The sequence below is a fragment of the Caballeronia sordidicola genome (genome assembly GCF_000729995.1).
Lineage (GTDB): Bacteria > Pseudomonadota > Gammaproteobacteria > Burkholderiales > Burkholderiaceae > Caballeronia > Caballeronia sordidicola_A.
This window is the reverse complement of the sequence record NZ_JNFG01000049.1, coordinates 23285-44839: the sequence shown is the minus strand read 5'-3', so window position 1 is coordinate 44839 and position 21555 is coordinate 23285. Positions and strand designations below refer to the sequence as shown.

At 58.9% G+C, this 21555-nt stretch carries 26 protein-coding genes and 1 tRNA gene; 1 reads left to right on the top strand and 26 read right to left on the bottom strand.

Going from position 1 to position 21555, the window contains the following annotated elements:
• Nucleotides 1-819: 819 nt before the first annotated feature.
• The 7 genes from FH08_RS0131620 to FH08_RS0131590 form a co-directional block, all read right to left on the bottom strand.
• Nucleotides 820-895 (bottom strand) — tRNA-Thr (locus tag FH08_RS0131620).
• An 18-nt stretch (nt 896-913) separates the two neighbouring features.
• The gene (locus tag FH08_RS0131615) at nt 914-1432 is read right to left on the bottom strand and encodes a ClpXP protease specificity-enhancing factor (protein WP_031362200.1); all 519 of its coding nucleotides are present in this window, start codon (nt 1430-1432) and stop codon (nt 914-916) included.
• A 64-nt stretch (nt 1433-1496) separates the two neighbouring features.
• Nucleotides 1497-2108 carry a glutathione S-transferase N-terminal domain-containing protein gene (locus FH08_RS0131610; RefSeq protein WP_031362199.1) on the bottom strand — a complete coding sequence of 204 codons (612 nt, stop codon included), beginning with the start codon at nt 2106-2108 and terminating at the stop codon, nt 1497-1499.
• Between the two features lie 97 nt (nt 2109-2205).
• A complete protein-coding gene (locus FH08_RS0131605) occupies nt 2206-2958 on the bottom strand; it encodes a cytochrome c1 (RefSeq protein ID WP_031362198.1) in 753 nt (250 codons plus the stop codon).
• A gap of 26 nt (nt 2959-2984) precedes the next feature.
• A complete protein-coding gene (locus FH08_RS0131600; RefSeq protein ID WP_031362197.1) occupies nt 2985-4367 on the bottom strand; it encodes a cytochrome b in 1383 nt (460 codons plus the stop codon).
• Nucleotides 4367-4987, bottom strand: coding sequence for a ubiquinol-cytochrome c reductase iron-sulfur subunit (gene petA / locus FH08_RS0131595; RefSeq protein ID WP_031362196.1), 621 nt, complete (start codon nt 4985-4987; stop codon nt 4367-4369). The genes FH08_RS0131600 and petA overlap by 1 nt, the downstream gene beginning before the upstream one ends.
• Nucleotides 4988-5192: 205 nt before the next feature.
• The gene (locus FH08_RS0131590) at nt 5193-5939 is read right to left on the bottom strand and encodes a Nif3-like dinuclear metal center hexameric protein (RefSeq protein ID WP_031362195.1); all 747 of its coding nucleotides are present in this window, start codon (nt 5937-5939) and stop codon (nt 5193-5195) included.
• A gap of 20 nt (nt 5940-5959) precedes the next feature.
• On the opposite strand from FH08_RS0131590, the gene FH08_RS0131585 reads away from it, so the two are divergent.
• Complete coding sequence (locus tag FH08_RS0131585) at nt 5960-7183, top strand: Do family serine endopeptidase (RefSeq protein ID WP_031362194.1); 1224 nt, start codon at nt 5960-5962, stop codon at nt 7181-7183.
• Nucleotides 7184-7311: 128 nt separating this feature from the next.
• Here FH08_RS0131585 and tatC read toward each other — a convergent pair whose 3' ends face one another.
• From tatC to FH08_RS0131485, 19 genes are all read right to left on the bottom strand, one after another.
• Nucleotides 7312-8112: a twin-arginine translocase subunit TatC gene (gene tatC / locus FH08_RS0131580; RefSeq protein ID WP_031362193.1), complete on the bottom strand. Its 801-nt coding sequence runs from the start codon at nt 8110-8112 to the stop codon at nt 7312-7314.
• A 69-nt stretch (nt 8113-8181) separates the two neighbouring features.
• Nucleotides 8182-8730, bottom strand: a complete 549-nt coding sequence (tatB, locus tag FH08_RS0131575) for a Sec-independent protein translocase protein TatB (RefSeq protein ID WP_031362192.1) — start codon at nt 8728-8730, stop codon at nt 8182-8184.
• Nucleotides 8731-8821: 91 nt separating this feature from the next.
• On the bottom strand, nt 8822-9052 hold the full coding sequence (gene tatA, locus FH08_RS0131570) for a Sec-independent protein translocase subunit TatA (RefSeq protein WP_031362191.1): 231 nt from the start codon (nt 9050-9052) through the stop codon (nt 8822-8824).
• Nucleotides 9053-9242: 190 nt separating this feature from the next.
• Nucleotides 9243-9605: a histidine triad nucleotide-binding protein gene (locus FH08_RS0131560; protein WP_031362189.1), complete on the bottom strand. Its 363-nt coding sequence runs from the start codon at nt 9603-9605 to the stop codon at nt 9243-9245.
• Between the two features lie 44 nt (nt 9606-9649).
• Nucleotides 9650-10042: a DUF4870 family protein gene (locus tag FH08_RS0131555; RefSeq protein WP_031362188.1), complete on the bottom strand. Its 393-nt coding sequence runs from the start codon at nt 10040-10042 to the stop codon at nt 9650-9652.
• Between the two features lie 58 nt (nt 10043-10100).
• A complete protein-coding gene (locus FH08_RS0131550; protein WP_031362187.1) occupies nt 10101-10481 on the bottom strand; it encodes a phosphoribosyl-ATP diphosphatase in 381 nt (126 codons plus the stop codon).
• Nucleotides 10481-10894, bottom strand: a complete 414-nt coding sequence (gene hisI, locus FH08_RS0131545; protein WP_031362186.1) for a phosphoribosyl-AMP cyclohydrolase — start codon at nt 10892-10894, stop codon at nt 10481-10483. The genes FH08_RS0131550 and hisI overlap by 1 nt, the downstream gene beginning before the upstream one ends.
• A gap of 3 nt (nt 10895-10897) precedes the next feature.
• Nucleotides 10898-11671: an imidazole glycerol phosphate synthase subunit HisF gene (hisF, locus tag FH08_RS0131540; RefSeq protein WP_031362185.1), complete on the bottom strand. Its 774-nt coding sequence runs from the start codon at nt 11669-11671 to the stop codon at nt 10898-10900.
• Between the two features lie 241 nt (nt 11672-11912).
• Complete coding sequence (gene hisA / locus FH08_RS0131535) at nt 11913-12665, bottom strand: 1-(5-phosphoribosyl)-5-[(5-phosphoribosylamino)methylideneamino]imidazole-4-carboxamide isomerase (RefSeq protein ID WP_031362184.1); 753 nt, start codon at nt 12663-12665, stop codon at nt 11913-11915.
• Between the two features lie 174 nt (nt 12666-12839).
• Nucleotides 12840-13490 carry an imidazole glycerol phosphate synthase subunit HisH gene (hisH, locus tag FH08_RS0131530; protein ID WP_031362183.1) on the bottom strand — a complete coding sequence of 217 codons (651 nt, stop codon included), beginning with the start codon at nt 13488-13490 and terminating at the stop codon, nt 12840-12842.
• A gap of 31 nt (nt 13491-13521) precedes the next feature.
• The gene (locus FH08_RS0131525; RefSeq protein WP_031362182.1) at nt 13522-14142 is read right to left on the bottom strand and encodes a MarC family protein; all 621 of its coding nucleotides are present in this window, start codon (nt 14140-14142) and stop codon (nt 13522-13524) included.
• A gap of 95 nt (nt 14143-14237) precedes the next feature.
• Nucleotides 14238-14825, bottom strand: coding sequence for an imidazoleglycerol-phosphate dehydratase HisB (gene hisB / locus FH08_RS0131520; RefSeq protein ID WP_031362181.1), 588 nt, complete (start codon nt 14823-14825; stop codon nt 14238-14240).
• A gap of 29 nt (nt 14826-14854) precedes the next feature.
• Nucleotides 14855-15925: a histidinol-phosphate transaminase gene (gene hisC, locus FH08_RS0131515; RefSeq protein WP_031362180.1), complete on the bottom strand. Its 1071-nt coding sequence runs from the start codon at nt 15923-15925 to the stop codon at nt 14855-14857.
• A gap of 87 nt (nt 15926-16012) precedes the next feature.
• On the bottom strand, nt 16013-17338 hold the full coding sequence (hisD, locus tag FH08_RS0131510; protein WP_031362179.1) for a histidinol dehydrogenase: 1326 nt from the start codon (nt 17336-17338) through the stop codon (nt 16013-16015).
• A 27-nt stretch (nt 17339-17365) separates the two neighbouring features.
• Nucleotides 17366-18058 (bottom strand): ATP phosphoribosyltransferase, encoded by a 693-nt coding sequence (gene hisG / locus FH08_RS0131505; protein ID WP_051888681.1) that lies wholly within the window; start codon nt 18056-18058, stop codon nt 17366-17368.
• The gene (gene murA / locus FH08_RS0131500; RefSeq protein ID WP_031362177.1) at nt 18055-19323 is read right to left on the bottom strand and encodes a UDP-N-acetylglucosamine 1-carboxyvinyltransferase; all 1269 of its coding nucleotides are present in this window, start codon (nt 19321-19323) and stop codon (nt 18055-18057) included. Before murA ends, hisG begins: the two co-directional genes overlap by 4 nt.
• Nucleotides 19324-19460: 137 nt before the next feature.
• A complete protein-coding gene (locus tag FH08_RS0131495; RefSeq protein WP_031362176.1) occupies nt 19461-19700 on the bottom strand; it encodes a BolA family protein in 240 nt (79 codons plus the stop codon).
• A 53-nt stretch (nt 19701-19753) separates the two neighbouring features.
• Entirely contained in the window at nt 19754-20509 is a 756-nt protein-coding gene (locus FH08_RS0131490; protein WP_031362175.1) for an ABC transporter permease, read from the bottom strand.
• Entirely contained in the window at nt 20506-21432 is a 927-nt protein-coding gene (locus FH08_RS0131485; protein ID WP_031362174.1) for an ABC transporter ATP-binding protein, read from the bottom strand. The genes FH08_RS0131490 and FH08_RS0131485 overlap by 4 nt, the downstream gene beginning before the upstream one ends.
• Nucleotides 21433-21555: the final 123 nt, after the last annotated feature.

Sequence of the window (21555 nt, the reverse complement as noted above, 5' to 3'; positions counted from 1 at the left end):
GGGTTACCCCGGAAAACACCACCACGCTTAAAGCCAAGCACCAAGCGCCCACACTTATCGGCTGTTAGTTTTTAAAGAACATTCGCTACCCACCGCACGATTCCCATCCCTCAGAACCCTGCCGCTTTCGCGTCGCTGCTCGTGCAGCACAGAAACGAGATTATGTCCTGCGTTTCGCTTTTCGTCAACAGGTTTTTTTACCGCTTCGTGACAAACATCATCTCGACCACCCGGACCTTCCAATTCCGCCAAAGTGCCGTCCTGCTTGGCTCTCCGGGTACCGAAATTGAACAGCTAACGCCTTACTTCCCGCTTCTCTTCGCCTCATCCAGAAGCGAAGAGGCCGAATTCTAGTACCCCCTTAGTCGTTGCGCAAGGGGTTTGTGAAAAGAGTATGAATGGCACGTGAAGAGTACAAGCGAAGCGCGCATGGGTTCGGCAAAAATAAGAGGAGAACTGGGCGCTCACGTGACGTCCATCGAGAAGACTTCCAGACGGACGTGCAGGTCGGACATGGGCTGCCTCGCTACCACTCACGCTCTTCCTTGTAAGGCCGCGCAAGCACCAATGCCCCAAGAACTGCAGCGATTGCTTAATTCCATCGCACTGTTTCAAAAATTACTTCATCTCAGAAATGCGCACGCTTGGTCAATCCACGTGCTGCATTACAGTGAACGGCCCGCAAAGTGCCCACGAGGGGCAAAGCCAATCGCACTATTCAACGCAAAACGATTAATGCCCACCGAAAACAAAAAACCCCGCGAACCGTTACCGGGCGCGGGGTCGAACAACATCTTGATACTTCTTGAAAACCTAAACTGGTGCCGGCTGCAGGACTCGAACCCGCCACCTTCTGATTACAAATCAACTGCTCTACCTGATGAGCTAAGCCGGCGAAGTCAGCGATTTTACTTCATTTGACGACCTTGAGGTGGCCCCGACCAGATGATTTAGATCCATCGTCGTCAGGAGGCGACTCATCGTCATCTCGGGTGTCTCGCGCAGACGCCATCGGCTCGCGCTGCTCGATCCGTTCAGAGCCATTTTCTTCCGGTCCCAGCTCCGACGAACGCGGCCCACCGCCCTCGCCCGACACATCCGGCGCCGCGCCGATCGCAGCAGGATCGACGGGAAAAGCCATGCCCTGGCCATTCTCTCGCGCATAGATAGCCAGCACGTTGGTGACCTGTACCTCGATCTTGTGCGACTTGCCAGAAAAGCGCGCACTGAACTCGATCCACTCGTTACCCATCTGCAACTGGCTCGTGGCCTCGAAGCTGATGTTCAGCACGATCTCGTCATTGCGTACGAACTGGCGCGGCACGCGTGTGCCGTTGTCGACCCGCACCGCGATATGCGGCGTAAAGCCGTTATCCGTGCACCACTCATAGAGCGCGCGCAGTAGATAAGGCTTGGTGGATATTTCTTGCATCGACTTGCCCTCTATCGAAAAGGAGCGCCGCCGGTCGAACCGGCACGCCCGCCAATCGAAAATATTAGCGACGCATCACTTTTTCCGAAGGCGTCAGCGCTTCGATGTAAGCCGGTCGGCTGAAAATCCGCTCGGCGTATTTCATCAACGGCGCAGCGTTCTTCGACAGCTCGATGCCATAGTGATCCAGGCGCCACAGCAGCGGCGCGATGGCGACGTCGAGCATGGAAAACTCTTCGCCGAGCATGTACTTGTTCTTCAGGAAAATAGGGGCGAGTTGCGTCAGACGATCGCGGATGGCGTTGCGCGCCTTCTCGTGATTCTTTTCAGCAGCCTTGCCCTTCTCGTTTTCCAGCGTGCCGACGTGCACGAACAGCTCTTTTTCGAAGTTCAGCAGGAACAAGCGAGCGCGGGCGCGCTGCACCGGATCCGCCGGCATGAGTTGCGGATGCGGAAAACGCTCGTCAATGTATTCGTTGATGATGTTCGATTCGTACAGGATCAAGTCGCGTTCGACCAGAATGGGAACCTGACCGTACGGATTCATCACCGCGATGTCTTCCGGCTTGTTGAACAGGTCAACGTCGCGGATTTCGAAGTCCATGCCCTTTTCGAACAACACCAGCCGGCAGCGCTGGGAGAACGGGCAAGTAGTGCCGGAGTACAAAACCATCATGATTAAAAGTCCCTTCAGAAAAACATAAGGGCCAGCGTGCGAAAAGCGCCTGCTAGGAGGCGCTTTGACGACGCTGACCCACACCGATCGCGGCGTGTTATTTAATTTGCTTCCAGTATGCCGCGTTGAGGCGCCACGCCAAAAAGCTCAAAACTCCCAAGAACATCAGGACCCAGACACCCAGCTGCTTACGCTCCTGCTGGGCCGGTTCCGCCATCCACGAAAGGTACGAAACCAGATCGGCCATAGCCGAATCATAATCTACTGGCGACATTGTCCCCGGAGTCACTTGGGTATAACCCGCGAAATGTTTGATCTTTTCACCGGTTTTTTCGTCGACTTCGGTATCGAACTTCGCCGTCCGCACACCCTGCAACTCCCACAGCACATGCGGCATGGCGACGTTTTCATACACGCGATTGTTCCAGCCGGTCGGCCGGGTATCGTCGCGATAAAAACTGCGCAAGTACGTGTAGATCCAGTCCTTGCCGCGCGCCCTCGCCTCCACCGACAAATCCGGGGGCGCCGCGCCGAACCACGTTTTTGCGTCTTCGGGACGCATGGCGATGGTCATCGTGTTGCCGACCTTGTCGGTCGTGAACAGCAAATTCTCCTGGATCTCCTTTGGATCGATGCCGATGTCCGTCAGCCGGTTGTAACGCATCAAATTCGCGCTGTGGCAATTCAGGCAATAGTTTACAAACAATTTTGCGCCATGTTGAAGCGAAGCAAAATTTTCGGAGCTATCGGGTGCGGCGTCCAGCGGTGCTTCCTGCGCGTGCGCCGGCGTCAAGCCGAACGACAGCAGCGCCGCGCCAATCACCGCGAGGGTAGAAAACCATTTTTTCATCGTCGTGTCTCCTGTGGGCGCGGGGGTCAATGCGGCTTGTACCGCACGCGGTCGGGCGGCTGCTTGAAGCGGCCGCGCGTCGTCCAGAAGGGCATGCCGAGGAAAAACGCGAAATAAATCAACGCACAGATCTGCGCGATCAGCGTGCTGGCCGGCGACGGCGGTTTCGTACCGAGATAGCCGAGCACCAGGAACGCGAATACGAAGATCCCGTAGAAGACCTTGTGGAAGAACGGGCGGTAGCGGATCGATTTGACCGGACTTCGGTCAAGCCACGGCAAGAAGAACAGCGACACCACCGCCGTACCCATCACCACCACGCCCCAGAACTTCGATTCGGTCAGCGCCATGAACACCACCACCAGCAAAGCCAGCACCGGCAAACCAATCCGCCATTTGCCACGCGCTCGCAGCAACGCCAGCACGCCCAGCAAGGCGACCAAGATCATCAGCACGATCTTGAACGGGTCGGTCGTGGCGCGGAGCATCGCGTAGAAAGCGGTGAAGTACCACACCGGCGCGATCTCGTTCGGCGTCTGCAGCGAATTGGCCGGCACGAAGTTGTTGGCTTCAAGGAAATAGCCACCCATTTCCGGCGCGAAGAAAATGATCGCGGCGAAGATAAACAGGAATACGCACACGCCCATGAAGTCGTGGACGGAGTAGTACGGGTGGAACGGGATGCCGTCGAGCGGAATGCCCTTCTCGTCCTTCTTCGCCTTGATCTCGATGCCGTCCGGGTTATTCGACCCCACTTCGTGCAACGCGACCAGGTGGGCGACGACCAGACCGATCAACACCAGCGGAATGGCGACCACATGGAACGCGAAAAAACGGTTGAGCGTCACGTCCGATACCACGTAATCGCCGCGAATCCAGAGCGACAGATCCGGGCCGATGAACGGAATGGCCGAGAACAGGTTCACGATCACCTGTGCGCCCCAAAACGACATCTGACCCCACGGCAGCAGGTATCCAAAGAAAGCCTCGGCCATCAGGCACAGGAAAATGGCGCAGCCAAAGATCCACACGAGTTCGCGCGGCTTGCGATAAGAGCCGTACAACAACCCGCGGAACATATGCAGATACACGACGACGAAGAACATCGACGCGCCCGTGGAGTGCATGTAGCGGATCAGCCAGCCCCACGGCACTTCCCGCATGATGTATTCGACCGATGCGAATGCGAGCGTCGCATCGGGCTTGTAGTTCATCGTCAGGAAGATGCCGGTGACGATCTGGTTCACTAACACCAGCAGCGCCAGCGAGCCGAAGATGTACCAGAAGTTGAAATTCTTCGGCGCGTAGTACTCGGAAACGTGTGCCTTCCAGGTCGATGTCAGCGGAAAGCGCCGGTCGATCCAGCCCAGAAACCCCGTTGTTTCCACTTCCTTGTCGGTAGCCGCCATTACGCCTCTCCCTTTTCGTCCTTGCCAATCACGAGTGACGTCGCCGAAGTGAACATATAAGGCGGGATGTCCAGGTTGTCCGGTGCGGGCTTGTTCTTGAAGACGCGGCCGGACAGGTCATAAGTCGAGCCGTGGCACGGGCAGAGAAAACCGCCGGGCCAGTCGTCAGGGAGATTGGGCTGGGCGCCTTCCTGGAAGCGCGGCGTAGGGGTGCAGCCGAGGTGCGTGCAAACGGCCACGGCAACCAGCAGGTTCTTGTGATCGGCGCGCGAACGATATTCGTTATTGCAGTATTCCGGCAGCGGCAAGCTGAATACTTTCTTCGACTGCGGGTCGGCGAGCTCGGGATCGGCCTTCTTCACATCGGCGAGCATTTCGTCGGTACGGTTCAGAATCCAGACTGGCTTACCGCGCCAGGCAACTGTCATCAGGTCGCCAGGCTTGAGACCTGATATATCGACTTCGACCGGCGCGCCCGCTGCCTTGGCTTTTTCCGACGGCGCAAACGACCCGACGAACGGGACGCAAGCCGCTACGCCACCAATTCCGCCCATTACGGTCGTCGTGATCAGCCAGGTTCGGCGGCTGCCGTCGACGCGTTGATCTTCGTTGTCTCGCATCACACGCCCCACTTCTGAGTTGGATTTATACCGTCAGTTCGTTCTACCGACGCTAGTGTGCGCGAATGGAGTCGTCATTTACAAGAGTTGAATAGCAAAAAACGCTCGAAGTCCTTCATTCTTAAGGGTTTCCCCGCACTTAATCGCGTGTATCGAATGAAGGGGTTATTTAACCCATATGATTATTTATTGCACCGCAAGATAATCACACTGGATTATCGATATCGATAAAGACATGCTCGATATCGAAATGCTCGGCCACATGGGCGCCAAGCGCCTGGACCCCGTACCGTTCAGTGGCATGGTGCCCCGCCGCAACGTAGGCCACGCCGCTTTCTGCCGCAATGTGCATGGTCTGCTCGGAGACTTCACCGCTGATGTAGACATCGGCGCCGGCGGCAATGGCTTCGTCGAAGTAACCTTGCGCGCCGCCTGTGCACCACGCCACGCGGCGCAGTTCCCAATCCGGATTGCCGAACACGAGCGGCTTGCGCCCGACTTCGTTTTCGACGGTCGCAGTGAAATGCTCAAGCGACAACGGCACGGGCAACGATGCGATCCAGCCGAGATCCTGGTCGCCGAAGCGGTTGTCTGCGATCAAGCCGAGGCGCGCACCAAGCTGGGCGTTATTGCCGAACTCGGGATGCGAATCGAGCGGCAGGTGGTACGCGAACAGGTTGATGTCGTGGTCCAGCAGCGTCTTCAGCCGGCGATATTTGCGGCCCGTGACCTGCGGCGCTTCGTTCTTCCAGAAGTAGCCGTGATGCACGAGCACGGCGTCGGCGCCCCACTCGATGGCCGCGTCCAGGAACGCCTGCGACGCCGTCACGCCGGTCGCGAGTTTGCCCACGCGACGCGAGCCTTCAACCTGCATACCATTCGGGCAATAGTCCTTGAAGCGCCCGATTTCCAGCAGATTGTTCAGATACAATTCCAGTTCGATCCGATCCATGAATTCCTCTATTCCATCAAATGCTTAGACGCTTCTGGCTGTTTTTTGCCCAAGCGGTGACCGTGCTTTTGGCGCTGATGTTCATCGTCGCGACCTTGAAACCGCAGTGGCTTCAACGCCAGGGAACGTTCGGCAAGCAACTCGCCGAACCGATCGTCGCGTTGCAGGAAGTTGCGCCAAGCATCGGTTCCCGGCCTGCCCAATCGTCGTATGCGGATGGCGCGCAGAAAGCGATGCCCGCCGTGGTCAACGTGTTTTCGAGCAAGGACGGCACGTTACCGCCCGATCCGCGCGCGAAAGACCCGCTGTTCCGCTATTTTTTCGGCGACAAAAACAAGCGCAAGGGCGACGAAACGCCGGCGTCGAATCTCGGCTCAGGCGTGATTGTCAGCTCCGAAGGCTACATTCTAACGAACCAACATGTCGTCGATGGGGCTGATCAGATCGAAGTTGCGTTGGCGGACGGACGGACTTCGTCGGCGAAAGTGATCGGCGTGGATCCGGAAACCGATCTCGCCGTGCTGAAGATCAACATGACCAACCTGCCCACCATCACGCTCGGCCGCATGGACCAGACGCGCGTGGGCGACGTCGTGCTGGCGATCGGTAATCCGTTTGGTGTCGGGCAGACGGTGACCATGGGGATTGTCAGCGCGCTCGGGCGCAATCACCTCGGCATCAATACCTTCGAGAATTTTATCCAGACCGACGCGGCCATCAACCCGGGTAATTCGGGCGGTGCGCTGGTGGACGTGAACGGTAATCTGCTCGGCATCAATACCGCAATCTATTCGCGCAGCGGCGGCTCGCTTGGGATCGGCTTTGCGATTCCCGTATCGACCGCGCGCAGCGTGCTGGAAAGCATCATCACCACAGGCACGGTCACGCGAGGCTGGATCGGCGTGGAGCCGCAGGACGTCACGCCGGAGATCGCGGAATCATTCGGGCTCGAGCAAAAGTCGGGGGCGATCGTGGCAGGCGTGTTACAAGGCGGACCGGCCGACAAAGCCGGCATCAAGCCCGGCGACATCCTGATCAGCATCAACGACGACACCATCACCGACACCACGCGCCTGCTGAATGTTGTCGCCCAGATCAAGCCGGGGACGTCGGTGAAGGTGCATCTGATGCGCAAGAGTAAGGAACTGGACGTCAGCGTGGTGATCGGCAAACGGCCGATGCAGCCCAAGCAGCCCCAGCCGCCTGACGATGACAACGGCGGTGGAGATCAAAATGACGAGTGAGAGAAGGACGTTGCTGCCGATTCGTTGACCTGCAATGCCTTGTAAGCGCATAAACCGAAGGGGCCGTTCCAACTCACGTTGGAACGGCCCCTTTTGCTTTCCTATCCGTCACCCGCTGGGTGAAACCTTCAATCCTCGTCCCGCTTCGCGTCCTCCGCGGCGTCCGCTTCCTGCTCCTTGATCTTGTCTTTGCCCACGATCAACCGTGCCGCAATGATGCCGACCTCGTAAAGAATGATCAGCGGTACGGCTAGGATCAGTTGCGAGAACACGTCCGGCGGCGTCACCACGGCCGAAATCACGAACGCGCCGACAATCACATACGGCCGGATCTGCCGCAGCTTCTTGATGGTGACGAACCCCATCCGCGCCAGGATCACCACGATGATCGGCACCTCGAAGGTCACGCCGAACGCGAGGAACATGGTGAGGACGAAGCTCAGGTAATTGTCGATATCCGTCGTCATTTGCGCGCCAAGCGGCGCGTTGTAATGCGCCATCACGCGGAAAATGGTGGGAAATACGACGAAATACGCGAACGCCATTCCGCACAGGAACAGGGCATAGCTGCTCCCGACCAGCGGCACGACCAGCTTCTTCTCGTGCTGATACAGCCCCGGCGCAATAAACGCCCAGATCTGATACAGCACAACGGGCAGCGCTATCACCAGCGCGACCATCATGGTCACTTTCATCGGAACGAAAAACGAACCGGTGACGTCGGTGACAATCATCTTGCCGTCCTTTGGCAAGTTTTCCATGAGCGGACGCGCGAGCAGCCGAAAGATATTCGGCGCCCAATAAACCAGTCCGATGAACACGACGATGACTGAAGCGCCTGCGCGAATAATGCGGTCACGCAGTTCGACCAGGTGCGAGATAAACGTCTCTTCGACGGGCTCGTCTTTAATCTGTTGCGGGTCGCTCACGCCGGCCCTCTGCTGGGATTCATCGATGGAAGGGAAGTTGGTGCTCGCGCAATAAACGCGGGGCAAACATCAGAAAAACCGCGTGGGACGCCGCAGCGTCTCAGGCGTATGCCGCGCCACGCGCGCCGCGCCTGATTGAACGCGCGTCTTGCGCAACGTGGTGCGCTTGTACCAGTTCGGAATGGCAGCCTGCTTGACACGCCAGTTCTTGCGTTTCCCGGGCGACGCGTTGCTGCTGCTGAACGTGTTGTCCGGGCTCGAACGCCAGGTGTCGCCAGAAACGTGAGTCAAATTCGGGTCGCCGCCGCCCGCCACGCTGTCTGAGACCGATGTGCCCTGGTTCCAGGCATCGTTGAGTTCGTTTTCGTGCTGGCGCAGATTGTCGTGAATCTTGTTCTCGACATTCGATGCCGCCGTTTCGAACTCGGTACGCATCTTCTTCAACTCGTCGAGTTCCATCTCACGCGAGACTTCGGCCTTGACGTCGTTGATATACCGCTGCGCGCGGCCGAACAGCGCGCCTGCCGTTCTTGCCACGCCGGGCAAGCGTTCCGGCCCGAGCACTACCAGCGCGACGACGCCGATCAGCGCCATTTTGGTCAGACCAAGGTCGAGCATGGAATCGAAGATCCTGAGGGTAGCAAGTGGAGGTGGCCGGTGCCGGGCTTACCGCGCTTAATCAACTTATTAGTCGGCTTACTCAGCGTGATCAGCGGTAATCGCTCGAACGGGTCTTGTCCTTCGCTTCCACGTCGACCGTGCCGTTGCGCGGCAATTCACGCTGCTCGGCCGGCGTTGCTTCGCCTTCCTTCATGCCTTCCTTGAAACCCTTCACCGCGCCGCCCAGATCACCGCCGATGTTGCGCAGCTTCTTTGTGCCGAAAACCAGTGCCACGATCAGCAGAACGATCAACCAATGCCAAATGCTCAACGAACCCATGACTGAAAACTCTCCTTGGCTTCGCCGCGCATGTCGCTCGCGACGAAGAATGTGGACCTTGCGGTCCGAGTCGGAGCGTCGACGCCCCGATGATTAAACCAATATTTTGCGCGCCCAATATTGCGCTGGAAAGACGCTTTCGTTTTCATTACATCCTGACCGAACGATCGCACGCCGGCCAGACGACCGTTCAACCCATCCGGCGCCACGGGCGTTCCCCAGCGAGGATATGCGCGTGAATGTGATACACCTCTTGCCCGCCACCAGGCCCGGTGTTGATGACCGTCCTGAAACCGGTGTCGCCGCCGGTGTACGCCACACCCAGTTCGTCAGCAAGCCGGGCCGTCAGGCTCAGCATTCTACCAAGCAGCGGCGCATCGGCTTCGGTGCAGCTCGACAGCGTCTCGATATGTTTACGCGGGATCACCAGCACATGGACGGGTGCGGCCGGATTAATATCGTGAAAAGCAACAAATTCATCGTCTTCATGGATTTTCTTGCTCGGAATTTCTCCCGCAGCGATCTTACAGAAAATGCAGTTCTCTTGGCTCATGTGTGTCGCGGGATATCCCGTTATGAATGCAAGTTAAGTGGGTCCTAAACCCAGGCACCCGGTTCCAGCGGCTTGTTCTCGTACAAGAACAGCCAGCCCTTTATAACGCGATAAAGCGTCCAGATGCCGACCACGAACAAAATGGGGAAACCGATAAACACCCAGATCAATGCTATGCCGATCACATGACCGAGCAGCGCGAACCAGAAGGTGCGGATCTGCCATCGAAAATGCGCTTCATAGGGCGTTCCGGCGACGTCATCGCGTTTCAGGTAATTGATGATCACCGCGATCAGCACAGTCAGCCCGCCGGTGAGCCAGTACGCGGCGTAGAGCGCGTAAAGCACATGGGTCAGCGTGCGCAAGCTTCGCAGGCGTTCGGATTCGGGCGAGTTTTGATAAACAGGCGGCGGATAAGGCTCGTAAGACTGATTCATTTCATCCTCCTCGGCGACCGGTCTAGCGCGACCCGGTCGAACATGACCCGACCAGAGCTTAGCCGCCGTTTTCGTTTTGCTCGCGATCGCGGGATTTGCGCAACGCCTTTTCTTCGATTCCCGACATCCCCTCCCGTCGCTCCAGTTCGGCAATGACCTCTGCCGGACCGAGATCGAAATGGGACAGCATCACGAGACAATGGAACCACAAGTCGGCCACTTCGCCGACAAGCGCCTTGGGTGCACCACCGTGTCGCGTGTCCTTGGCGGCCAGCACGACTTCGGTTGCTTCCTCGCCGATCTTCTTGAGAACGGCGTCGTCACCTTTATGAAAGAGTCGGGAAACGTAAGATTGTTCCGGGTCTCCGCCCTTACGGCTATCGATAATTGCCGCGAGGCGCAGCAGCGTGTCTTGCGTGGAAAGCGTGGCTTGAGTCATTACTTATAGATATGTTCTGGGTCCATCAAGACCGGTTCAACCGCGACCCAGTCGCCCGTTTCCACCGATCCCTCGAATTTCTGGAAAAAACACGAATGGCGACCGGTGTGGCACGCAATGCCCGACACCTGCTCCACTTTCAGCAATACGACGTCTTCGTCGCAATCGAGGCGCACTTCGTGCACGTGCTGGACGTGCCCCGATTCCTCACCCTTGAACCACAGGCGCTGGCGCGAACGCGAGTAATACACCGCGCGCTTCAATTCGATGGTTTTCGCCAATGCCTCGCGGTTCATCCACGCGAACATCAGCACGTCGCCCGTTGTGGATTCTTGCGCGATCGCCGGCACGAGGCCGTTCGCGTCCCATTTGACTTTATCGAGCCAGCTCGCTTCTTCCGTTTGTGCAGTCACCACTTAAATCCTCACCGAGATGCCCTGATCGGCCATGAAGCGTTTTGCCTCGCCGACCGTGTGTTCGCCATAGTGGAAGATGCTCGCGGCAAGCACCGCATCGGCGTGACCTTCGGTGATGCCGTCGGCGAGATGGGCAAGCGAACCCACGCCGCCCGACGCAATCACCGGAATGGAAATAGCGTCCGATACCGCGCGCGTCAGCGCAAGGTCGAAGCCGCTTTTCGTGCCGTCGCGATCCATGCTGGTCAGCAGGATTTCGCCCGCGCCGAATTCCGCCATCTTGCGCGCCCATTCGATCACGTCGAGTCCTGTGTTCTTACGGCCGCCGTGCGTAAACACTTCCCAGCGCGGGGTTTCGCCCGCAGCGCTAACGCGCTTCGCGTCGATAGCCACCACGATGCACTGCGAGCCATGTTTATCCGACGCATCGCGCACGAGTTGCGGATTCGCCACTGCCGACGAATTCATGCTGATCTTGTCGGCGCCCGCGTTCAGCAGCCGACGCACATCTTCCACCGCGCGCACGCCGCCGCCAACCGTTAGCGGGATAAACACCTGCGACGCCACCTGTTCGATGATCGGCAGGATCAGGTCGCGCTGGTCAGAGGTGGCGGTGATATCGAGGAACGTGAGTTCGTCGGCGCCCTGGTCGTCGTATCGGCGAGCAATTTCGACGGGATCGCCCGCGTCACGCAATTCGAGGAAATTGACGCCCTTGACCACACGGCCAGCGGTGACGTCGAGACACGGGATGATGCGTTTTGCGAGAGCCATGTTGGTGCGAATGCCGTTGCGCTGCTAGTGAGTGCTTAGGATAAGCGAGGCGGTTTAAGCGAAATTAACCGTCGCGGAAAGAAACGCCGCCCCGCCTGAACTTGAGGCGCGGCCTCGATCAAGCTGAACAGAAAGCCGTCCAGAAGCACATAAGGTGCTTAAATCACGCGTACTGAAAAGGTCGCCGCGTCGTCAGGTTACCCACCCACGACTGCGCGGCGCCCACGCAACATGCGTCGGATCAGGCGTCGTCGGCTTCGCGCAGCTTGTCGGCGCGCGCTTGCGCAGCGGCGAAATCCAGATCGCCCGAATAGATCGCACGTCCGCAGATCACGCCGGAAATGCCTTCGTCTTCCACTTCGCACAGGGAGTCGATGTCGCTCAGATTCGACAATCCGCCGCTCGCGATCACCGGAATCTTGACGGCCTGCGCGAGGCGCACAGTGGCTTCAATGTTGATGCCCTGCAACATGCCGTCGCGGCCGATATCTGTATAAATAATCGCCTCGCAGCCGTAGTCTTCGAACTTGCGGCCGAGGTCGATCACTTCGTGCCCGGTCAGCTTGCTCCAGCCGTCGGTGGCGACCTTACCGTCCTTCGCATCCAGCCCGACGATGATATGACCCGCGAACGCGGTGCACGCATCTTGCAGGAAGCCCGGATTTTTCACCGCCGCCGTGCCGATGATCACGTACTCCAGGCCGTCGTCCAGATACCGCTCGATGGTGTTCAGGTCGCGAATGCCCCCGCCGAGCTGCACCGGGATGTCGTTACCGACTTCCTTGATGATGGCGCGAATGGCTTCTTCGTTTTTCGGCTTGCCGGCGAATGCGCCGTTCAGGTCGACGAGATGAAGCCGCCGTGCGCCCCGATCGACCCATAGCCGGGCCATTGCCGCCGGATCTTCGGAAAAAATGGTCGCCTGGTCCATATCGCCTTGTTTGAGGCGTACGCACTGACCGTCTTTTAGATCGATGGCCGGAATGAGCAACATAGAAATAGCGTTATCGGATAAGGGTTAATCGAACGGTTGCAAACCCGGCGCGAAGCGCCTTTGTTTTGCTTGCCGTCTCGCTAGTGTAGTACAAGTGATGCAAGGCTCGTTCGCTGCAAACGGCATAAGCCAAAACGTCAAACCATCGCTAAAACAGCACCAGAAACGCGAACCTTACGGTTTCCAGTGTACGAAGTTTCGATACAGCCGCAAGCCCGCGTCTGCGCTCTTCTCAGGGTGAAACTGGGTCGCGAACAAATTGTCCCGGGCGATGGCTGAGGTGAACGGCGCGCCGTAGAGGGTTTCGCCGGACGTATGCGCCGGATTGTCCGGGACGCCGTAATAACTGTGCACGAAATAGAAAAACGATTCGTCCGGCACGCCGTCCCACAGCGCGTGCTGCTGCGTCTGGCGCACGCGGTTCCAGCCCATCTGGGGGACTTTGAAACGCGAACCGTCGTCCTGCAATTGACCTTCCAGATCGAAGCGCAAGACCTTGCCGGGTATCAGGCCAAGGCCGTTCGTACCCTTCTCGCCCCCTTCCTCGCTCCAGTCGAACAGCATCTGTTCACCGACACACACGCCCAGCATGGGTTTGTCGCGGGCGGCTTCCATGACGGCTTCCTGCAAGCCCGACGCGCCGAGGTGCGCCATGCAATCGCGCATGGCGCCCTGTCCCGGCAGCACGACACGCTCCGCTGCGCGGATTGCTTCGGGCTGCTCGACGATCGCCACGTCCGCTTCGGGCGCGGCTTTGCGCAGCGCCTGATAGACGGAGCGCAGGTTGCCCATGCCGTAATCCACGATTGCTATTGAAGTTTTCATCGAAGTATTCAATTCAGCACGTTCCAGAACGCTATTTCAAAGAGGGCAGCAACGCCTTCAATCCATTGACGATAAATTCCACCGCCAGCGCCGACAACATCAAACCCATCAACCGCGTACCAATGTTAATCCCGGTCCGCCCGACCCAGCGCGCAATGGGTTCAGCGAGCATCAACGAGCCGAAACACAGTCCCGCCAAAACCGCCCCGATCACGACCAGCCCTAGACGGTCATACCAGTGCACCACACTTGCAGAATAGACGATCACCGTGCTGATGGAGCCCGGCCCCGTCAGCAGCGGAATGGCGAGCGGCACGACGGCGATGCTGTTCTTCATCTCGGCTTCGTGGCGCTCTTCCGGCGTGGAGCGCGTGTTGCCAACTTGCGCGTTCAACATATTGATCGCCATCAGCAACATGATGATGCCGCCGCCCACTTCAAGAGAGCCGACGGAAATCCCGAAAAACGCGATGATCTGCTGCCCGAGCAGCGCCGTCACAGCAATCACGCAGAAGACCGAAATGGACGCGATCCGGATCGTGCCGGCCTTTTCCGAGCTCGACATATCGGTCGTCAAGCTCAGGAAAAACGGGATCGCGCCGACCGGATTGATCAGCGCGAGCAGCGAAATAAATGATTTGAGTAGATTCATCGCAGGCCGACGTGGCTCATATCGACGCGGACGGCCAGGACGCACTTGAGAGCACGTCCTGCGTTTGCCGGTTTTCCGCGTTATTTAGAAGGCGCTTAAAGGCTGCCCTTGGTCGATGGAATCTGCCCTGCCGCGCGCTCGTCCAGCTCGACAGCCATGCGCAACGCGCGGCCGAATGCCTTGAAGACGGTTTCCACTTGATGGTGCGCGTTGATGCCGCGCAAATTATCGATATGCAGCGTCACCCCAGCATGATTCACGAAGCCGCGGAAGAATTCGATGGTGAGATCGACGTCGAACGTACCAATGCGTGCACGCGTGAACGGAACGTGAAATTCCAGTCCCGGCCGGCCCGAAAAATCGATCACCACGCGCGACAGCGCTTCGTCGAGCGGCACGTAGGAATGGCCGTAGCGGCGAATGCCCTTGCGATCGCCAATGGCCTTTGCCACCGCTTGTCCCAGCGTGATGCCCGTGTCTTCGACCGTGTGGTGGTCATCGATATGAAGGTCGCCATGCGCTTCGACTTCAAGGTCGAAGAGGCCGTGACGCGCGATCTGGTCGAGCATGTGGTCGAGAAACGGCACGCCGGTGGCGAGCTTTTGCTTACCGGTGCCATCCAGGTCGAGCTTCACACGGATCTGCGTTTCGCTGGTGTTGCGAACGACTTCCGCAATGCGCATGGTGTTTCCTTTGAGACTTTTAAGAGATTTCAGTGCAGCGCGAGTTTCAGTGCGGCGATCATTTGCGCATTCTCTTCTGCCGATCCGACCGTCAAACGGACGCAATTTGCCAATAACGGATGCATTTTACTCACGTTTTTGATCAAAACCCGCGATGTCAGCAGGGTTTCGAAGACGACAGCGGCATCGGGAACACGAACGAGCAGGAAGTTTCCTGCGCTCGGGAAAACAGTCGCGCCGGGCAGCGACTTGATTGCTTGTTCCAGACGCGTGCGCTCGGCACGAAGTTCTGTGGCCTGGGCATCGAGGACATCGAGGTGATCGAGCATGAAATCCGCGGCCGCTTGCGTCAGCACATTGACGTTGTACGGCGGGCGCACTTTATCGAATTCCGTGGTCCACGACGCCTTGCCCGCCAGATAACCCAGGCGAATACCCGCCAGACCCAGCTTCGACATCGTCCGCATCACGACCACGTTGTCGAAATCTGCCGCGCGCGGCAGCCAGCTTTGCTGGGCGAACGGTTGGTACGCTTCATCGATTACAACCAGGCTATTCGATGCCGCCGCGATCACGCATTCAATGTCCGCGTCATCGTAAAGCGTGCCAGTCGGATTGTTCGGATAGGCGAGGTACACGAGTGCCGGATTGTGCGTTTCGATCGCGGCGATCAGCGCATCGACGTCGAGCGTGAAATCCTCGTTCAACGGCACGCCGATAAACTCAAGCCCCGCGAATTTCGCCGACATCTCGTACATCACGAAGCCGGGAACCGGCGCGACGACTGCGGCGCCGGGTTTCGCACACGCCATCGACATCATGCTGATCAACTCGTCCGAACCGTTGCCGAGCAGCACCTCGCACGCGGCAGGCACCTGCATGACGCGTTTGATCTTCTCGAGCAACGCGGTCGGGCGGGGTTCCGGGTATCGGTTCAACGCGACGTCCGCCAGCCGCTCACCCAATTCAGCAGCCAGCTTCCCCGGCAAGCGATACGGATTTTCCATCGCGTCGAGCTTCACGAGGCCGGTTGAATTCGGCACGGGATAACACGTCATTGCAAGGACGTCGGGGCGCAGAATGTCTTGTGGTCGTGTCATGGTATTGCCGGACTCCAGCGCCGGACGTTGGGCGGCTCTAAGGCCGCCTCGGTGTTTAACTCGGTTCGCGTCTTTACTTGTAGTTGCTTACTGCGACGTGTTTTTCATCCGGTATTCAGCGCTGCGCGCATGCGCCTGCAAGCCTTCGCCATACGCCAGTTCGGCTGCAATCTCGCCGAGCGTCTGCGCGCCTTCGGCGCTGACTTCAATCACGCTCGAGCGCTTCAGGAAGTCGTACACACCCAGCGGCGATGAGAACCGCGCAGTGCGGGAAGTCGGCAGCACGTGGTTCGGTCCCGCGCAGTAATCGCCGAGGCTTTCGCTCGTGTAGCGGCCAAGGAAAATCGCGCCCGCGTGACGGATCTGCGCGGCCCAGTGATGCGGATCGAGCGCGGAGATTTCGAGGTGTTCCGGCGCGATGTCGTTCGCGATCGCGCAGGCTTCGTTCATGTCGGCGACCTTGATCAGCGCGCCGCGGTCTTCAAGCGAGCGCTGGATCACATCGCGACGGGGCAACGTGGGCAGCAATTCGTTGATCGCGTCTTCCACGCGCTGGATGAACGCGGCGTCCGGGCACAGCAGGATGGATTGCGCGAGTTCGTCGTGTTCGGCTTGCGAGAACAGGTCCATTGCGACCCAGCGCGGGTCCGTGGTGCCGTCGCAGATAATCAGGATTTCCGACGGTCCCGCGATCATGTCGATACCGACCGTGCCGAACACGCGCCGTTTCGCCGATGCCACGTACGCGTTGCCCGGGCCGCAGATTTTATCGACGGCGGGAATGGATTGCGTGCCGTAAGCCAACGCGCCGATCGCCTGCGCGCCGCCGATGGTGAACACGCGATCCACGCCGCCCAGCAAGGCGGCCGCGAGCACCAGCGGATTTTTCACGCCGTCCGGCGTGGGCACGACCATCACGATTTCCTTCACGCCGGCAACGCGCGCGGGAATCGAGTTCATCAGCACCGACGACGGATACGCCGCCTTCCCGCCTGGGACATAGATACCGGCGCGATCCAGCGGCATGACTTTCTGGCCGAGCACTGTGCCGTCGGCTTCCGTGTACTGCCAGCTATGGCTGCCGCACTCGATCCGCTGTTTCTCGTGATAACCGCGCACGCGCGCCGCCGCCGCTTCCAGCGCGGCACGTCGTTTCGGCTCAAGCCCTTCGAGCGCCTCTTCCAGTTCGGCCTGCGGCAATTCCAGCGACGCGACGCTTTCGGCCTTCAGCCGGTCAAACTTGTTCGTGTAGTCCAGGACGGCGTCGTCGCCACGCGTTTTGACATCGGCGAGAATTTGCGCGACCGAGCGCTCGATAGCTTCGTCCTCGCTCGCCTCGAACGCGAGCACCGCGTGCAGCGCCGTGTGAAAACCATTGGCGCTGGAATCGAGTTTGCGAATCTTGATAGACATGCTGGTATCCGTTTATTTGCCCTACTTTTACGCGCCCACCGACGCGCGTTCGAACGCATCGAGATACGGTTTCAACGCAGCGCGCTTCAGTTTCAGCGCAGCCTGGTTGACGACCAGACGCGACGATATTTCCATGATTTCTTCAACTTCGACCAAATCATTCGCACGCAACGTATTACCGGAGCTGACCAAGTCGACAATGGCGTCGGCCAGACCGACCAGCGGCGCCAGTTCCATCGATCCATACAGCTTGATCAGATCGACGTGAACGCCCTTCGCCGCGAAATGCTCACGTGCCACTTCAACATATTTTGTCGCGATGCGCAGCCGCGCACCTTGGCGCACGGCAGTTTCGTAATCGAAGCCATTCTTCACCGCCACCGACATCCGGCAGCGCGCTATGTTCAGATCGATCGGTTGATACAACCCGCCGCCGCCATGCTCGATCAACACGTCTTTCCCTGCCACGCCAAAATCCGCCGCGCCGTATTCGACGTAGGTCGGGACATCGGTTGCGCGCACGATGATCACGCGCAAATTCGGATTCGTGGTCGGCAAGATCAGCTTGCGCGACGTTTCGGGGTCTTCGGTCACCTCAACGCCGGCTGCGGCGAGCAGCGGCAGGGTTTCATCGAAGATGCGTCCCTTCGATAACGCCAGCGTCAGCATCGCGCTCGACGGCACCGAACTCAACGATCGGGAAGTTTGCAGCGAACTCATTGCTCGCCTCCGCTACCCTTGATGCGCCGCACGTTCGCGCCCACCGCCGTGAGTTTGCTTTCCATACGGTCGTATCCGCGATCGAGGTGATAAATACGGTCAATCAGCGTTTCGCCTTCCGCGCACATGGCGGCGATCACCAGACTCGCCGATGCCCGCAGGTCAGTCGCCATCACCTTCGCGCCCGACAGTTTCTGCACGCCGTTCACCAGCGCCGTGTTCCCGTCGATGGTAATGCTTGCGCCGAGACGGTTCAGTTCCTGCACGTGCATGAAGCGGTTCTCGAAGATGGTTTCCACCGCTTGCGACGTGCCTGTCGCGAGCGTGTTGAGCGCCATGAACTGAGCCTGCATGTCCGTGGGGAACGCCGGATATTCCGATGTGCGGAAGCTGACCGCGCTCGGACGTTTATTCATCCGCACGCGAAGCCAGTTCTCGCCTTCCTCAATAGATACACCCGCTTCGTGCAGCTTTTCAATCACTGCTTCAAGCAGCGAGGGATTCACGTTGCGTAACGTCACGTCGCCGCCGGTCGCCGCGACCGCGCACAGGAACGTGCCTGCTTCAATACGATCCGGCACAACCGAATGACGCGCGCCGTGCAACTTGTCGACGCCCTGGATCACCAGCCGGTCCGAGCCGATGCCATCGATCTTTGCGCCCATCGCGACGAGCAGATTCGCGAGATCGCTGACTTCCGGCTCGCGCGCCGCGTTCTCGATAACCGTTTCGCCTTCCGCCAGCACCGCCGCCATCAGCAGGTTTTCCGTGCCGGTGACGGTGATCATGTCGGTGACAATGCGCGCGCCCTTCAGACGCTTCGCGCGCGCTTCGATGAAACCATGCTCGATCGTGATCTCGGCGCCCATCGCCTGAAGGCCCTTGATGTGCTGGTCGACGGGACGCGCGCCGATCGCGCAGCCACCCGGCAACGACACCTTCGCTTCGCCGAAACGCGCGAGCAGCGGCCCGAGCACGAGAATCGACGCGCGCATGGTCTTGACCATTTCATACGGTGCGACGAGGTTGTCGACCTTCGATGCATTCAACCAGACACGCCCGTCCGACGATTCCGAACGCAAGCCCATCTGGTTGAGCAATTTGAGCATCGTGCGCACGTCTTGCAGGTTGGGCACGTTTTCCAGATGCACGTCGTCCGCCGTGAGCAGACTGGCGCAAAGAATGGGCAGCGCCGCGTTCTTCGCACCCGATACGACGATTTCGCCTGAGAGCTTCGCGCCCCCGACAATCACGAGTTTGTCCATGCTTGGCGTTCCTTCTACGGAGCTTCCTGCTGCGGCGCCGTTATCGGCGTCGCGGTTGTCTTGAGTGAATCGCACTAAATTTTCAGCCAGTCGGTTACGGGTGATGCGTTGACATCATCAAATGTTGGGAACGCTGCTCAGACGGGTTTCCACTCGGCTGGGGTCAGCGTTTTCATGCTCAGCGCGTGGATTTCCGCGCGCATGCGGTCGCCGAGCGCCGCGTAGACGAGTTGATGGCGAGCGATGGGTCGCTTGCCTTCGAATGCGTCGCTCACGATGGTCGCGAAGAAATGCTGGCCGTCGCCTTCTACTTCGACATGCTGGCAAGCAAGGCCGCCTGCAATGTATTCCTTCACTTGTTCCGGAGTCGGCAACATGGAAGTCTCCTGAAAATTAAGCGAATTGATGGATGACGCTATCAATGACGCGACTAATGACGCAGTTTGTAACCACTTGCCAGCAAGCGCACGGCGATGACGGCCAGCACGATAAAAAACCCGCCGACAATGCCAAGGCTCACAAGCGGATTGATATCGGACATGCCGAAGAAGCCGTATCGGAAACCGTCGATCATGTAGAAGAACGGATTCAGCCGCGACACTTCGCGCCAGAGTGGCGGCAGCGTATGGGTGGAGTAAAACACGCCGGACAGGAAAGTCAGCGGCATGATCAAAAAGTTTTGGAATGCCGCAAGCTGGTCGAATTTATCGGCCCAGACGCCGGCGATCAATCCGAGCGTTCCTAGAATGGCAGAACCGAGAATCGCAAAGCCGAGAATGTAGAACGGCGCGGCGAAACTCATGGGAATGAACCACACCGTGACGATGAACACGCCGAAGCCGACCGCAATTCCGCGCACGACAGACGCAAGCACGTAGGCGAAATACATCTCCCAGTGCGACAACGGCGGCAGCAGCACGAACACCAGGTTGCCCGTGATCTTCGACTGGATCAGCGACGACGAACTGTTTGCGAACGCGTTCTGCAACACGCTCATCATCACGAGGCCCGGCACGAGGAAGCTGGTGTAGGCCACGCCCGGATAAACCTCGACGTGATTCGTGAGCGCGTGCCCGAAGATCATCAGGTACAAAAGCGCCGTGATGACCGGCGCGAGCACCGTTTGAAACGCAACCTTGTAGAAGCGCAAGATTTCTTTATAGAACAGGGTACGAAAGCCGCTCATGAAAGGCCCTCGATGACTTCCGGCTCGTTCATCACCTGCACGAACACATCCTCCAGATCGGCTTTGCGCACATCGATTTCATCGAATGTGCAGCCCGCCGCGCGGCATTTCGCCAAAATTGGCTCAACGTCGTCGTAGCTGGCGAGCCGCAACAAATGATTGGTCCCGGAGGCTGCGCGCGGATCGACCTCCAGCGCGCGCAACTCGACGGGCAATACGCCCTGAGAGAAACGCAACGAAAGCTGCATGCCGGCGAAACGCTGCAACAGCGTGCTGGTTCGTTCAAGCGCGACGACTTCACCACGACGCAGCATGGCGAGCCGGTCGCACAGCGCCTCGGCTTCTTCAAGATAGTGCGTCGTCAGCACGATGGTGTGGCCTTCGCGATTCAGCCGGGAGATGAACTTCCAGAGCGTCTGGCGCAATTCGACATCGACGCCTGCGGTTGGCTCGTCGAGCACGATCACCGGCGGCTTGTGGACCAGTGCCTGAGCCACCAGCACTCGACGTTTCATTCCACCTGACAGCGCGCGCGTGTTGACGTCGGCTTTCTCGGTGAGATCGAGATTGGCCATGATTTCGTCGATCCAGTCGTCGTTCTTGCGCAGGCCGAAATAGCCGGACTGAATGCGCAGTGACTCGCGGACGGTGAAAAACGGATCGAAGACGAGCTCCTGCGGCACCACCCCCAGCGCGCGGCGCGCCAGGCGAAAGTCGGTCACCACGTCGTGGCCGAGCACGGAGATAGCTCCGCTATCGGCGCGCGCGAGGCCCGCGAGGATGCTGATGAGGGTCGTTTTACCAGCGCCGTTGGGGCCGAGCAGGCCGAAAAACTCGCCTTCTTCTACGACGAGGTTCACGCCTTTGAGCGCTTGCAGCTCTTTGTAGCGCTTCTTGACGTTGCGTATTTCTATGGCTGACATGACAGTGCGCGCGCCGGCAGGGGCTGCGCCTCGATGTGTGCGGATCGGAACCGGAACCGGCCTTTACAAAATGAAAGGCGAGTAGCAGGCCGAAAAAACGGTTGATTATAGGCTAAACGCGGC